17 protein-coding genes are annotated in these 14152 nt (G+C 33.9%); 7 read left to right on the forward strand and 10 right to left on the reverse strand.

Features of this window, described 5'->3' with window-relative positions; genetic code table 11:
- Positions 1 to 16 precede the first annotated feature (16 nt).
- The 5 genes from MK119_RS15605 (at position 17) to MK119_RS15625 (ending at position 6590) form a co-directional block, all read left to right on the forward strand.
- Complete coding sequence (locus tag MK119_RS15605) at positions 17 to 1969, forward strand: alpha/beta fold hydrolase (RefSeq protein ID WP_290680472.1); 1953 nt, start codon at positions 17 to 19, stop codon at positions 1967 to 1969.
- A 27-nt stretch (positions 1970 to 1996) separates the two neighbouring features.
- Positions 1997 to 3373, forward strand: coding sequence for a hypothetical protein (locus MK119_RS15610; RefSeq protein ID WP_290680474.1), 1377 nt, complete (start codon positions 1997 to 1999; stop codon positions 3371 to 3373).
- A gap of 117 nt (positions 3374 to 3490) precedes the next feature.
- Positions 3491 to 4450: a CmcI family methyltransferase gene (locus MK119_RS15615; protein WP_290680476.1), complete on the forward strand. Its 960-nt coding sequence runs from the start codon at positions 3491 to 3493 to the stop codon at positions 4448 to 4450.
- Positions 4451 to 4498: 48 nt separating this feature from the next.
- The gene (locus MK119_RS15620) at positions 4499 to 5893 is read left to right on the forward strand and encodes a hypothetical protein (protein ID WP_290680478.1); all 1395 of its coding nucleotides are present in this window, start codon (positions 4499 to 4501) and stop codon (positions 5891 to 5893) included.
- Between the two features lie 10 nt (positions 5894 to 5903).
- The gene (locus tag MK119_RS15625) at positions 5904 to 6590 is read left to right on the forward strand and encodes a 4'-phosphopantetheinyl transferase superfamily protein (protein WP_290680480.1); all 687 of its coding nucleotides are present in this window, start codon (positions 5904 to 5906) and stop codon (positions 6588 to 6590) included.
- Positions 6591 to 6929: 339 nt separating this feature from the next.
- Here MK119_RS15625 and MK119_RS15630 read toward each other — a convergent pair whose 3' ends face one another.
- From MK119_RS15630 to MK119_RS24360, 9 genes are all read right to left on the reverse strand, one after another.
- Positions 6930 to 7076 carry a hypothetical protein gene (locus MK119_RS15630; protein ID WP_290680482.1) on the reverse strand — a complete coding sequence of 49 codons (147 nt, stop codon included), beginning with the start codon at positions 7074 to 7076 and terminating at the stop codon, positions 6930 to 6932.
- Positions 7073 to 7450: a hypothetical protein gene (locus MK119_RS15635; RefSeq protein WP_290680484.1), complete on the reverse strand. Its 378-nt coding sequence runs from the start codon at positions 7448 to 7450 to the stop codon at positions 7073 to 7075. Before MK119_RS15635 ends, MK119_RS15630 begins: the two co-directional genes overlap by 4 nt.
- Before the next feature lie 123 nt (positions 7451 to 7573).
- Entirely contained in the window at positions 7574 to 8056 is a 483-nt protein-coding gene (locus MK119_RS15640) for a hypothetical protein (RefSeq protein WP_290680486.1), read from the reverse strand.
- 108 nt (positions 8057 to 8164) lie between these two features.
- Positions 8165 to 8431: a hypothetical protein gene (locus tag MK119_RS15645; protein ID WP_290680488.1), complete on the reverse strand. Its 267-nt coding sequence runs from the start codon at positions 8429 to 8431 to the stop codon at positions 8165 to 8167.
- The gene (locus tag MK119_RS15650; protein ID WP_290680490.1) at positions 8428 to 8787 is read right to left on the reverse strand and encodes a universal stress protein; all 360 of its coding nucleotides are present in this window, start codon (positions 8785 to 8787) and stop codon (positions 8428 to 8430) included. The genes MK119_RS15645 and MK119_RS15650 overlap by 4 nt, the downstream gene beginning before the upstream one ends.
- 99 nt (positions 8788 to 8886) lie before the next feature.
- Positions 8887 to 9921 (reverse strand): response regulator, encoded by a 1035-nt coding sequence (locus tag MK119_RS15655; protein ID WP_290680491.1) that lies wholly within the window; start codon positions 9919 to 9921, stop codon positions 8887 to 8889.
- Positions 9918 to 10187: a sensor histidine kinase gene (locus tag MK119_RS24350; protein ID WP_366512828.1), complete on the reverse strand. Its 270-nt coding sequence runs from the start codon at positions 10185 to 10187 to the stop codon at positions 9918 to 9920. Before MK119_RS24350 ends, MK119_RS15655 begins: the two co-directional genes overlap by 4 nt.
- A 15-nt stretch (positions 10188 to 10202) precedes the next feature.
- Positions 10203 to 10601: a histidine kinase dimerization/phospho-acceptor domain-containing protein gene (locus MK119_RS24355; RefSeq protein ID WP_366512827.1), complete on the reverse strand. Its 399-nt coding sequence runs from the start codon at positions 10599 to 10601 to the stop codon at positions 10203 to 10205.
- 281 nt (positions 10602 to 10882) lie between these two features.
- Positions 10883 to 11122, reverse strand: coding sequence for a PAS domain-containing protein (locus MK119_RS24360; protein WP_366512829.1), 240 nt, complete (start codon positions 11120 to 11122; stop codon positions 10883 to 10885).
- Between the two features lie 435 nt (positions 11123 to 11557).
- Between MK119_RS24360 and MK119_RS15665 the strand changes: the two genes are divergently transcribed.
- Positions 11558 to 11995, forward strand: a complete 438-nt coding sequence (locus MK119_RS15665; RefSeq protein WP_290680493.1) for a hypothetical protein — start codon at positions 11558 to 11560, stop codon at positions 11993 to 11995.
- Positions 11996 to 12184: 189 nt separating this feature from the next.
- Here the strand turns inward: MK119_RS15665 and MK119_RS15670 are convergent, their stop codons facing one another.
- Positions 12185 to 12412 (reverse strand): hypothetical protein, encoded by a 228-nt coding sequence (locus tag MK119_RS15670; protein ID WP_290680495.1) that lies wholly within the window; start codon positions 12410 to 12412, stop codon positions 12185 to 12187.
- 423 nt (positions 12413 to 12835) lie between these two features.
- Here MK119_RS15670 and MK119_RS15675 point away from each other — a divergent pair, with 423 nt between their 5' ends.
- A complete protein-coding gene (locus MK119_RS15675; protein WP_290680497.1) occupies positions 12836 to 13936 on the forward strand; it encodes an adenylate/guanylate cyclase domain-containing protein in 1101 nt (366 codons plus the stop codon).
- Positions 13937 to 14152 lie beyond the last annotated feature (216 nt).

Below are 14152 nucleotides of genomic sequence, written 5' to 3' on the forward strand. Positions count from 1 at the left end.
AGAAAATTATTAAATCATGAATCCTAAAAGAAATAGTATCATTGTATTCGTAGCATTTTTCATCGCAGCTATCTTCAATACTGCGAATGCTCAAAATGTAACATTTGAAGAAACAGGTTCTTTTTACGAACATATAGAATCGTTAAACAAAGAGAACATTAAATGGGGCGGATTGAAAGTTCCAGAAAATTGGGACAAGCCTGAAGCGCGTAAAATCCAACTAGCGGTTTCGGTATTACGAAACAAAGCAGGAAACGAAAATGCAGAAGCCGTTGTATTTATTGCAGGTGGTCCAGGAGAAAAAAGTGTGGAAAACCTTTGGTCTTGGTTAGATCATCCACTGCGCGAAACCAAAGATGTGGTTTTATTTGACATCAGAGGAACAGGATTGTCCAAGCCGCGTTTGTGTAAAGACTTAGGAGAAGAATTTTTCAAAATCTTAGCCAAAGATCAATCATCAGCAGAAGATGAAGTACAAAAACTAGCTGCCGTGCTAGACTGCAAAGAAAGCTTGATTGATAGAGGAATTGATATTGAAGCGTACAACAGTGCGTCTATTGCAAAAGACATTCACGCATTAAAAGATGCTTTATCATACAAAAAGTGGCATGTCTACGGCGTTTCATATGGAACCTACATGTCGCAAGTATACGCAAGCATGTTTCCACAAGACATAACTTCGCTGATCTTAGATTCTTCAATCTCAGACATCAACGAGTATTATGAGAAAAATACAAGCAACTACATGCAAAGCTTATCAAAAGTATTTGCGGCATGTGAAAATGATGCTGATTGCAACGCGTCGTATCCAAATATAGAAGCAATGTACTATGATGTCATTGCAGATTTAAAAGAAAATCCATTAACAGTTCCAGTCTCTAAAGACTTTTTAGAAAGTGGTGAATTTACCTTTAATTCAGAAGATTTTAAAATTGCCATTCAGCAAGCGCTGTACAACAAGCAATTGGTAGAAGTATTGCCGTTATTAATCAATGAATTTAAAAATAGAAATGAAACGGTTTTAGGAAATCTCATTCCGTCATTCTCTAGTATGTTGGCAATGGATTTTGGAATGTATTACTGTGTAAGCTGTAACGAAACCATTCCGAATAACAGTGTAAAAGACTTTGAAAAAGATGCTGCAAAATACAGCAAATTAGCAGGTGGATTGGCCTTTTATAAATCAGACTTTAAAATTTGTGATGCTTGGAAAGGCGCTGCTGCAGATTCGTTACTCGTACAACACAACCTATCAAACTTAAAAGAAGCATCGTATCCTGTCTTAGTATTTGCAGGCGGATTTGATCCGATCACACCAGCGGCTAACGGAAGTGCCATCGTAAAAAAGTTCAAAAACGGCTACAAAGTAGAAGCGAGCACCTACGGACATGTACCAAGTATATCTGCTATAGGAGATGAGGTGGTAACAAGTTTCGTAAACGATCCGTCAAAAGCACCAGAAGCGTCTGTATTTGAAAGTGATGCTAGCATTGCGATGGTACAGGGAATTACTACTAATAAAGGAGTTGCCAATATGGGAACGGCGCTTAGTCAATTAGATCCTTTATTACTATTCCCAATTGCGTTAGCAATCGGATTGATGATTTCGTTCATCATTGCACATGGCATTCGCTTAGCAAAACAACAAAAAATGCAACTATCAGACAAAGTCATTCGTATCATGAATATTGTGACCTCTACTTTAGGTGTCATCACTTTCGTGGGATTGACCTTTGCACTATTAGATACTTCAGGAACAAACATGTTTGCCTTAGCTTTCGGTTTGCCTGAGCGTTACGATTTCTTATTCATGCTTATGATTGCGTTTGTTGTGGTATTAGCCATTTCAACACTCTATTTCTTTGCGAGTATGAAAAAACTAAAAGACAGAAGCATCTTGTTCTCTGTTATATTTTCAAATCTTTTGATAGCAAGTTACTTCTTGTACTGGGAAGTATTTCCTTTCTAAACTATTGTATCACTAAAAATTAAACAAATGAAAAACACAATTTTATTTGATAGCTATGATAGTTTTATGAAAGAAGAAAAACTAGCCTATGACTATCGTTTAAACCCAGATAATGAATTAGTACCTGAATTTTTCAGAGATTTTAAATATCCAATATCAGCATGGCCAGTAATACTTACTGAAAAGCTTACCAATGAGTTAGAACGTGTTACGATCGAACTTCCACGATTACTCAAAGAAGTGCCAGAATTGTACTTTAAAAACGATCCAAAACGCATTGCAGACTTTTTCTTTGATGGAGATGTGCAAATTGCAGAGTTCTTTTTACTGTGCGTACAAAAGAAAACACCTGTAAGTAGTCGTTTAGACTTAACATACACCAAAGATGGTTTTAAAGTGTTGGAAGTCAATGTAGGATCTTCAATAGGTGGAATGGAATTCCAAAACTTTGAATCGTTAATGGAAGATATGCACAAGGAATTAGCAGGGACAAATGGAGTAGAATATACTGCGAGACAGACCCAAAATATTTATATAAAATTCATTGTAGACCAAATTAAAGCGACTGGGAATGAAATCAACATTTTTCTTTTAGGAAAAGCCGATACAGATAAAACATGGCAAGAAATTGAAAGAAAATTTTATAACGATTTATTAGATGAAGAACTTGCAGGAAGTCACAAACAAGGAGCTGTATTTATTGACACAAAAGAATCTTTAAAATTCCAAAATAATGCCTTGTATTACAAAGGAAAAGAGATACACTGTGTCATCACTCCTGATGCCAATCTTACCGGCATGACGCCCGATTTATTTAGAGCGTTGCTCATGGACAAAGTGTACTTCCCAGATCACTTAGCAAATATATGTACAGGGAACAAGCGAAGTTTGGCATTATTACGTCGTTTGGCACATGCTGTGGCTTTTACTGCCGCAGAAAATGAACTCATTCTTAAAAATGTTCCTTGGACAGAAATTGTAGAAGAAACGGATGTCATTTACAAAGGCATATCGCAGCCGCTACTTCCATTACTTGCAAAAAACAAAGATGAATTTGTGGTAAAACTTTCTGATGGAATGCAGGGTGAAGATGTATACATCGGCAAGTTTTTATCAGAAGAAGAATGGAAAAATGCTCTTGAAACAGTCGTCTCAGGAGGAAAATATGTGGCACAAGAATTCTGTGATTCCGTAGACCTATTAGCACCAGATGATGCAAATGTTTGGACTCCACACAAACTAGTTTGGGGCGCCTTTGGTTTCGGAGATCGATATGGAGGTGTTTGGGTACGAATGTCGTCACTCAAAAACACTTCAGGAGCTATTAACTCAGCAAAAGGCGCTGTGGAAGCAATTGTATATGAAGCACACCCAAAAGCAAAAGCTCATGTACTGATGATTTAATACCAAATCTACTATAAAATGTGACTTTAGAAACTACACTGCCAAATGAACGAGTTTATATGTCGCATATTATGGTTGATTCGGTATAAATAGACGTTTAACCAAAAAAAGTAAACAATGGAAACAACTAGCATAATAGAAGCACAATCGTATGCAAAAAAGACCATAAGAAAATTAGACGGTGCAAAGCTCAAAGAGATTTATGAGAAGTTCTCACTGGCTTGGTCAGAGAAAATGCTCACACAAAGAAATGTTCCCATTTTTAGTGATCATATCATTAAAAATGTACTGCAACGCTTTGCTGTAAATCTAGAGAAGATTCCCTGGGACAAAGACATGCAAGCGATCATTTCATTTATGGAAGATTTTGCGCCGAGAGAACAAATAGAAGCGTTCTTATCGCAAATAGTCAATTGGTATTATGGACGCTACGTAACGTATGACATGCGTATAAAACCTAACGAACTTATTGAAAGCGATGTAGATCTTAACTTCTTAAAAAAGCCAGATCGTGATGGAGCATTTATTCTAAGTCAAGGATCTTTTGAATGTTTAAAATGGAAAGACATTATTCTATTCAAAACGGTACATGATTTAGCAATCACGCAAATGTTACTTTGGGAATTACAACCCAAAACCATCATAGAAATAGGTTCAGGTACTGGTGGTGGCGCAATATGGATGGCAGATTTAATGGCTTCGTATGGATTAAAAACTCGAATCATTTCTTTTGACCTTGTAAAACCAGCAATCAAATACGACAGCGTTACCTTCCTAAAAGGCGATTGTAATGAAATTGAAAAGTATATGAAAGCGAAGGTTTTGGAGAAACTTCCACATCCTTGGATGCTTATTGAAGATGCGCATGTAAATGTATATGGCGTATTAAAGTATTTCCACGAGTTCATGGAAAAAGGAGATTATCTAATTGTAGAAGATAGTGATATCAAGCAAGAAGAAATAAATCAATTCATTCAAGATACAGACGAAAGCTATTTAGTTGACGCCAAATATTGTGACTTTTTTGGACGCAACATGACTTGCTCTTACGATTCTATTTTCCGTAAGATGAAGTAGTAGTCATAATAGTATATAAAACAACACACTAGACATTAAAAAAATATTATGGAACAAACACTCATTCAACCATTAACAAAAAATACCATCTTGGCCGGAAGGCACGAACAATTTGAGTGGCATCGTATTAAGGATATACCAGCAGTAGTAAAACCACAAGCACAAGGCGTATCGAGCATTTTGGAAAACTTTGATTATCCCGTAAGTTCATGGCCCATCATTCTTAAAGAAGAACAGGTAGCTACATTAAAACAGCTCTCAGCGCGTATTCCAAGATTGATACGAAAAATACCCGAATTGTATTTTAAAAACGACGAAAAACGCATCGCAGACTTCTATTTTAAAGGAGATGCAATGCTGACACAATTTGCAATGCTTTGTCATCAAAAAAATATAGATGTTGGCTGCCGATTGGATTTAACCTATGCAGAAGATGGTTTTAAACTATTAGAAGTCAACGTAGGTTCTACGGTCGGAGGCTGGCAAGTACAAGTCTTAGAGGAAATGATTCGAAAATGTCATCCACAATTGGATGATCCAGTGACGGCCTCTCAGTACGAATCGCCAGACACGCAAGCGGTCTATATCAAATTTTTGGTAGAAAATGTAATCAAGCACGTCAAGCCAACCGATAAAGAGGTTAATGTATTTTTTGGTGTAGGACACATTCCAAACGAAGAAATAAAAAAGCGCGTACTGACATTCTTTGACAATCTATTAAATGAAGAGCTTGCTAAAAAAGGAATGAAAGGACGCTCACACACAGGAAGATTTTCTTCTTTGGTCATGAAGCACGGAAGATTGTACTGTGGTGATGCTCCTATGCACGGGGTCATTGCCTTTAAAACAGAACAAGACGATGAAATTCAACCAGATGTATTTAGAGCTTTTATCATGGATGAAATCTACTTTCCAGACAATCTTACACATGGAATGAATGAAGACAAGCGAAACTTAGAAATATTGCTCGAACTCGCACAGCAAAAAGCATTTTCAGAAGAAGACAATGCGCTCATTTTGAAACACATTCCTTGGTCTGCAGCAATTGCAGATAAAAAGGTAAGTTATGCGGGCAAAATGCAATCTGTAGAAAACATATTAAGAGAACATAAAGACAAAATGGTGATTAAAGATGCCCTAGGATTTCAAGGAATAGATGTTTTCGTCGGAAAATTTGCTTCGGATGAAGAATGGGAAAAAGCCATACAATTGGCATTTTCTGGAAAGAATTTCCTAGCACAAGAATTTCATCAATCCATTGACTATGTAGCACCTAATCTTCAGCAAGAATGGACCGATCATAAAATTGTTTGGGGTTCATTTGGCTTTGGAGATCATTACGGAGGCGTTTGTGCGCGAAGTACGGAAGTAGCCACTGACGTCGGAATTATAAACTGTGCCCGAGGTGCAGTTGTAGCGATTGTATACGGAATTAAAAACTAAACAACGAGTTATGATACACATATTTTATACTTATACGTCAGAAGAAAATCACAAGGCTTTGTTACGTAGGTATTTACCTGTGTTACCTCAAAGCTATAGAGAAAAAATACTTCGTTTTCGCAACTGGAAAGATGCGCAATTATCACTATTAGGACGTTTGTTATTGGAACATGGAATTAAAACCAAGTTTCCGCAATATGCAGACATGCTAGAAATTGCCTATACCGAATACCGAAAACCGTATTTTAAAAATCACGATCTAAAATTCAATATTTCTCATTCCAAAGACATGGCGATTTGTGTCTTATCTGATGGAGCGGATATGGGAATTGATATTGAAGAAATTGCACCTGTAAATATCAACGATTTTAAAGATTATATGACACCTTTTGAATGGCAAGAAGTAGTAAATGCACCTAAAAAAGAAGATGCATTTTATCAATACTGGACGAAAAAAGAAGCTGTGATAAAAGCGGATGGAAGAGGTTTGTCCATTCCATTAAAAAGCTTTGAGGTCAAAGAAGAAATGGCACAAATTGAAAACAATTCATATGTCTTACAAGAAATCTTTTTAGACATGAATTACAAGTGCTATGTGGCACTTAAGAAAAATGCTTCTCAACAACCTACTTTTGATGAAAAAGTACAGTTAAAAGAAGTTAGCATTGCACCTGAAGCTATGATGGCATTGGTGTAAGCAATTACAAATAACTCTCAGATTCGAATCAACAGTTCTTATCGATTCGAGTCCAATCATATAAGAAATAGTAAAAAATGATTCTATCTAACATTGTATGTAATGTTGGAGCAGGAGTATGCATGCTATTTTTTAAGCCTGCATTATGCATTAGACCCTTATAAATCGTTCAATTCAACCCTTCTAATGTGTAGTGTGGGCTATAAACAAAAAAAGTGATGATCATTCATGTCAGAATGGTTTTCTAGTGTTGTGTTTGAAGAAGTTGCCGAACAATATTCGGAATTTCATTAAAAACAAAAGCTTCTCTATGAAAGGGAAGCTTTTGTTGTTTTTATATTATTTCTTTTTGAAAATTAATTTTTCATCTTCCATAGATTTTACAATGATTTTGACATAATCATCAGTGACTTCCGCAATATTTGTTGGGTCAATGATATTATGTTTTTCATACCAAATAAGCGATTTCTTTTGATCTTTTTTCAAACTATAAATGGCAGTTTCGACATAGAATATTTTATATTTTTATAATCATCCTGACTAAAATAATCATCGCGAGAAGCTAAATATCCGCCAAGAAAACGCTGCAAATTATAATCAAACTGAGGAGAAGCGCCACTTCTCGATTCATTTTCTTTTATTCCTTTTACAGAAGAAATTAATACTGTATCATAACCAACCGTCAACAATTGATTGATTTGCGCTTCAATCTCTTCCTCCGTTTTTGTAGCATCTTGAAATAATTTTTCAAAAACGACAGTACTTTGAATAGCATTGATATTTCGAGCGTTTAAAGCTCTTGCTAAAACAAATTCAAAATTGCTTCGTGCTTCAAAATCAGGCGTTACACCAACAACCAATACATTTTTGGGATTAAAAGTAGTAATTTAAGGGTTTTTCCAGCTTTCACTTTGCCTAATTGCGGAACAGCTTGCAACAACAAGCATTATCAATATCCAGGAAAAAATTCTCATAACTATAAATTAATTGATCAGTTCTTCTTTTGTCTCGTCTTCTTCTTTGGTATCAGGTTTTAACTTAATTAATTGTTCGTGTTCCAAAACAGCAATCGCCATATACACATAATCTGTCACGGATACTTCAATAGAAGTTGGATCGATAATATCAATGTATCCTTTCCAAATTAATTCTCTGTCTTTTGTCGGACAAATACAATACATAGAAGTTTCTGAGTGATATACCGAATACGATTCATAATAATCAGGATTGTAATATATATCTTGATACATTAAATATTCGTTGCTAAACTTTCTATATGTTTCATCGTATCCTTGATAATTTTCTTTGTATTGAATTTTATCTTCTACACCAATAACTTTTGTCAATAAAATTGTATCAAAACCATTTTCAATAGCTTTCAATTCTTCAGTAGTCATCTTTTCTGTTCGTAACGAAGGATCAAATAAGGTTAAACTCTTAACCGCTTCACTGCCGCGCGCTTCCAACTCTTCTTTAAGTTTTAGCTCAAATTTTTTACGAGCTTATACATTTGAGGTCAATCCGATAACCAATACTTTTTCGTTTGATGAAATTTTCTACAGCAGTTTAATATTTCAGTTAGATAAAAAATGAAAACTATAATCGCAGCCATCTAAAAAATCTTCTAGAAGCGCTCTGTTTGCTTCCTGTTGTTGGTTTAAATGATGCGTTACTTTATTGATATGTAAAATACGGAGTGCAGTTCTTTTTTTATCTAAAAATGTATTGATTGGCGCTAAGGTTTGAATGTCAGAAGCCAATGTGAAATCGGTAGGAAATGCTACTTCATCAAATACTTTGTAACGCGCATTTTCTGGTATAATTAATAATTTGTATTTCACTTTTTAATTGCATTTGCGGCATAATGTCCCATTACATTTGATTGTTCGCCTGTAATACCTTTTGCACCCATAATAATCATATCAATCTTTTTGTCTTCCGCTTGGACACGTACAGCTTCTGTAAAAGAATTATGGTGTATAAGTGTATAAAAATGATGATTCTGATTGTTGGGAAATGTTAAAGAAATTCGGGCATGCAATTCTTGAAATTGCATTTTACTTTCAGCTTTAGCAGCTTCATCGGCAACGTGTAGTACATAAAAATTACACATCGTATTTTTTAGAAACTCAAGCGTATGTACAATGGCATTCCATGAATTCTCTGAAAAACCTGTGGGTAATAATATGATTTTCATGTTTATATCTGACTTTACGGACAAATCTAAACAGTTGCAATTTTTTAAAAAATGATATTGGTCATATCACAAGGAAACTTATGCAGATTAGTACATTTCCTATAATTGCTTGTAATCTACAATTTTAATATTTCTATCTTCAATTTCTATAATGCCTTCTTTTTTAAAGCGTGAAAGTGTTCTAATCAATGTTTCTGTGGCAATTCCGGCAACACTTGCCAAATCGTTTCGTGAGATTTTGATAGGATCTTCTGGATTACGGTTAAGTTTTTCGGCAAACTTTAAAATCGTAGTAGCTGTTTTTCGATGTACAGAACTATATGCCATTTGCAGTAACTGTTCTTTGATGCCAGAAATATTATCAGTTAATAACTGAATCAATTCTAAGGTAACTTTATGGTTTTTATCCAATACATCTATCAATTCACTTTTAGAAAGTCCCACAACTTCTGTAGCTTGTATTGCTGTAGCTGTTTCATGGTAGGGCGTATTTTGTGTAAAAGATGTATAACCAAATAAATCATCATCTTTATGCAAAGCTGTTGTCAATTCTTTTCTTTGCTCGTCAAATTTGTGGCATTTTACAACACCTTTGATAATGAGGTAAATATAATTAGAGCTATGTCCTTCTTCATAGACAATTTCGTCTTTTGCAAAGTTGAAAATAGTGCCATTATCATCAAAAAAATTTTTCAAATCATTCAGATCTCGCAGTTGATTTTCATCTTCTTTTTGCACATGATTTTCACGTTCTTCTTTTAGAACAACAGCTTTTGCAATACGACTTTCAATAGCATTGGTGAGCTCTTCTTCTTCAAATGGTTTGGTGATATAATCATCTGCGCCTAAGTCCATTCCTTTGCGAATATCTTGTCGCTCCGTTTTGGCAGATAAAAAGATAAATGGAATATATTTCGCGGTAGGTTCTTTAGACAACGCTTGTAATACACCATAACCATCCCATTCGGGCATCATAACATCACAGACAATAATATCAGGAGTATTTGCCAAGGCTTTTTCCACGCCAATTTTCCCATTAGGTGCTGCAATCACTTCATAATTGGCAAGTTCTAATAACTCTGCGGTATTTTCTCTTAGAATGGTATCATCTTCTACAAGTAAGATTCTTTTCATGCGGTAGTAGCTTTGTTGGGTATATTAAAGGTAAATGTAGCGCCTATATTCTCAGTACTTTCAAAGGAAATACTTCCTTTCAAATTTTCCAAATGACTTTTTACAATGTTTAACCCAATTCCTGTTCCTTGCACCAAAAGTGCATTTTCGGCCCTAAAATAAAGATTGAATATATTTTTTTGCTCTTTTTCAGGAATCCCAATACCATTGTCCTTTATTTTAAAAGTGGTAGTGGTATTATTTTGGGTTATAATGATGTCAATAATGGTATTTTCTGATGATTATTTAATGGCATTATTCACTAAATTGGATAATGCCAATTCAATGATTTTTTCATTTTGATATAATGAAAACCCATCAATATCTTTGGGATAATTTATTTGTTGTCCATCCTTTAAAAGCATGTTGACATTGTACACAACTTCATTGACTACTTTAGTTACTTTGAAGGTACTCAGTTTATAATTTACTTTTCCCTTTTCAAGTTTTTCAGCCGATAAGAAGTCGTTCAAAATATTATTTAAATAGTGAACTTTATCAGAAATGATTTTGATATGTCGATCACGTTTGGCTTGTTGTTCGGTGAGTTTATATTTTCCTAAAAGCATAGAAGAAGTCAAAATACTACTCAACGGCGTTTTGAATTCATGAGACACCAAGGATAAAAACTTTGTTTTCAACTCATTGAGTTCTTGTTCTCTTTTTAAAGCTGTTTTCGCGTCTTTTTCTTCCTGAATACGAAGTTTGTTTTCAGCTTCTAATTCAGCAATGGTGTCGCTAAGTTCTTTGGTGCGTCGAATGACTTATTGCTCTAAATCTGCATATAACTCTTGAATCTTTTCTTCTTGCTGTTTACGAACCGTAAATCAATAACTAATGCCATTACATAATGACGGTCTTTTACGGTAAAAGGATTCAATCCTGCTTCTACAGGAAAGGCACTTCCATCTTTTTTGGCGCCTTACAAATCGCGTCCGTGTCCCATTTGGCGACTTTCACGCTGTTTCATAAAACTATTAAAATGTGCTCCGTGTTCGGCATGATATCTCTGGGGAATCAAAATATCTAGTGATTGCTCAATCAATTCTTCGCGCGAATAGCCGAACATTTTTGCAGCGGTAGCATTGGCTTCCGCAATTTTTTGTTGTTCATTTACAATGATAACACCTTCATAAACAGCTTCTAAAAGGATGTTAAATATATCTTCTTCTTATCGAAACATAGTAGTTTTAGTGGTGAGCGTATCTATCGCAAAGTACAAAAAAATAGAGACAGAAGAACTTTAAAAATTGCCTATTTATTTGATCAGATACGTGCTAACAAAGGAATAAAAAATCTAAAAACAAATCTATAACCATACGTTTTAGTTTCTTGAAATTGGTTTTTAAAGTAACTTTCTGTTTGATTAATAGATGTTTATAGTGTTGTAAATCTGTAGGTTCTCCGATACCTAAAAAGCGGAAAAACGATCTTTGATATATTTTGGTAAGTAAAATAATACTATATTTATGGGTGTAAAATCGCTATTAGTAAGCGAATTATTACATGATTTAGAAATAACAGGAACTCCAGTTATAGTGGAAATAACAGGAATTCCTGTTATTCATACGTTGCCCACAATTAAAACAAACCCCATATGAAACGAATTTTACCGCTATTATTACTGACTTTATTTCTTCAAAACTGTAAGGAAGCGGAATTCAAAAATGGAGGACAATTTAAAGCGGAAAATAATGATTTGTTTTATGCCCTTTGGATTAGTTCTGAAATGGACTCAATACAATTTTTTGTTCTGGATGAATGGCCAATAGACATCTCTGAAGAAACTCTTGCTGAAAAACAGAATCGTGAAATGTCAGTAAGTGGAACTATTAATGTTAGAGAGACTGAAATATTAATTACTGAATTACAAAGTAACTTTCTACCATCAGAAAGACCGAAACTTAAAAGTTTGACAATTAAAAACGGAAAAATTTATATTGATTGCAAGAATATAACTGAATATGTTTGGGGAAAAACTGATTTAGGCAATTGTAAATCCGAACGAATTGAATTTAGCCGAATGGAAAAATAACTGTGGGCAACAACGGTAACCGTTGCACAAGCCTATAATTCCAAAAAAACAAGACATTTTTAGCGCTTTCAAGGATGTCTTTCTTTTTAGCTTTAACTATATAACTCTAAAATAAACACCACTTACAATAAAGATATAGTGTTTATATAATGACTTTATATTGAAAATGGTTGCGTCAAGCAAGTTTGCTCAACTTTTTGCCGTTTTTGTAATGAATTTCAGGTATTTCTTTAAGTTATAAGCAATAGCTACCATGAGCATGACTTTGTCCGTTTGCTTGATACCTTTGGTAAGTTCATATAGATAATCCAAGTCTAAAACTGCTAATAAACGACGATAAAAGTTCTGCTTTGGAATACGATCACTTAACTGAAAATTGCTAAATAATTTTTCTTGATAGATTTTCTTGCCTTGCATAACGTAAGATACGTAATTATTCAATATATTAGACTTGTGCAACAGGCACAATGTATAACAAATCATAGCTGCCTACGGCAAGCTACACTTGTTATACGACCCGTTGTAAGTAATGTGAATTAATTTACATGTATTTAAAATCATCTATCTTGATTAATTACTACTACTGAGAATTTTAAATAACATACTGTTTATTCATGTTATTAATTGTTTTAGGTGGTTTTTTCCTAGAAAAATAGTAATTAAAATAAAGAAGTAAACACTAAAATATCATTAACTTTAATCAATGTAATAAATGGACGTAACAAGTCAAAAAAAATCAAAAATAACTAAACTCTATCGAAAAGTAGCATAACGCCCTAATTCTAAAATTAGTATTTTTATCATTGAACGCTTTATTTTTTTACTTCTTAAAAATCATCCATGAGTATATTCGCAAGCCTAAGACAAAAAATTTCACATTATAGCATTAAAGGAAAAATAATAACCGTTTTATGGATAACCTTAGTCTGGACTTTAATACGATTATTTAGATTTTTTGAAACCTATGCCAGTAATAAGGATTCTGTAGAATTTAATGAAGGAATAGTATTGGGTATTCTTGTTATTATTGTTGCAGGTTTATTTGTTGGAGTCAGTTTAGTATTTCTTTGGGAGCGTTGGCTGAGAAGAATGGCTTACCTCAAAGCCATGTTTTTCATTATTCTGTTTTACTCTTTGATGTTTTTTATTTTATTCACTTTAGAACAAGGAATGATTAAGCTGAACAACACAAATCAAACCATGAATGTAGAGGTCCTTGCACTTAAATTTAAAGAAGGATTTAATCTGGTTTTTTTGACGAACTATATCTATTGGCTTGTTATTACTTTTATGACCATTTTATTTTTATTTATCAGAGATAAGTTTGGTCCTATTACCTTCGTCAATTTTCTAAAAGGAAAATATTTAAGACCAAAACGCGAAGAGCGTATTTTCATGTTTATGGATTTAAAGTCGTCTACTACTATTGCAGAACGACTTGGTGAGGAGCGCTATTTCAATTTTTTAAATGACACCTTTAGTATAGCGACTCCTGCAATATTAGCTACTCAGGGAGAAATTTATCAATACGTTGGTGATGAAATTGTGATTACTTGGTTGACACAGAACGGCGTTAATAGAGCACATTGTATTAGCTGTTTTTATAAAATGACAGCGCTACTAAAAGATAAATCTAATTATTTCGATGAAAAATATAACGTACAACCTCAGTTTAAAGCTGGCTTGCATTTTGGTCATGTTATTACTGGTGAAATGGGAATTGTAAAAAGAGAAATTGTGTATTCTGGAGATGTTTTAAATACGGCTTCTAGGATACAATCACTTTGTAACGAAATGAACACTGATATATTACTATCCAATAATTTAATGAAACAAATTGATCAAAAATTTCTAGATACAGAATTTAAATCTGTTGGTAATATTACTCTCAAAGGGAAACAACAAGAAATAGAGTTAGTAACCCCTATATATAATGATTAAGTATTAACTATAATTTGAACCATTCACCCATTTTATAAAATAAGAATAAACGATGTCAGATGTCCCTACTTAATCATGGATTATTTGGTTTTTCTTTTAACTGGAAAACACTACCTACAACAAGGGTAACCGTTGCACAAGCTATAGTTTCAAAAAAAACAAGGTATTCTTAGCACTTTTAAGGATGTCTTTCTTTTTAATTTTTCGAGCTAACTG

This window comes from Kordia sp. (assembly GCF_022447245.1).
Classification (GTDB): domain Bacteria; phylum Bacteroidota; class Bacteroidia; order Flavobacteriales; family Flavobacteriaceae; genus Kordia.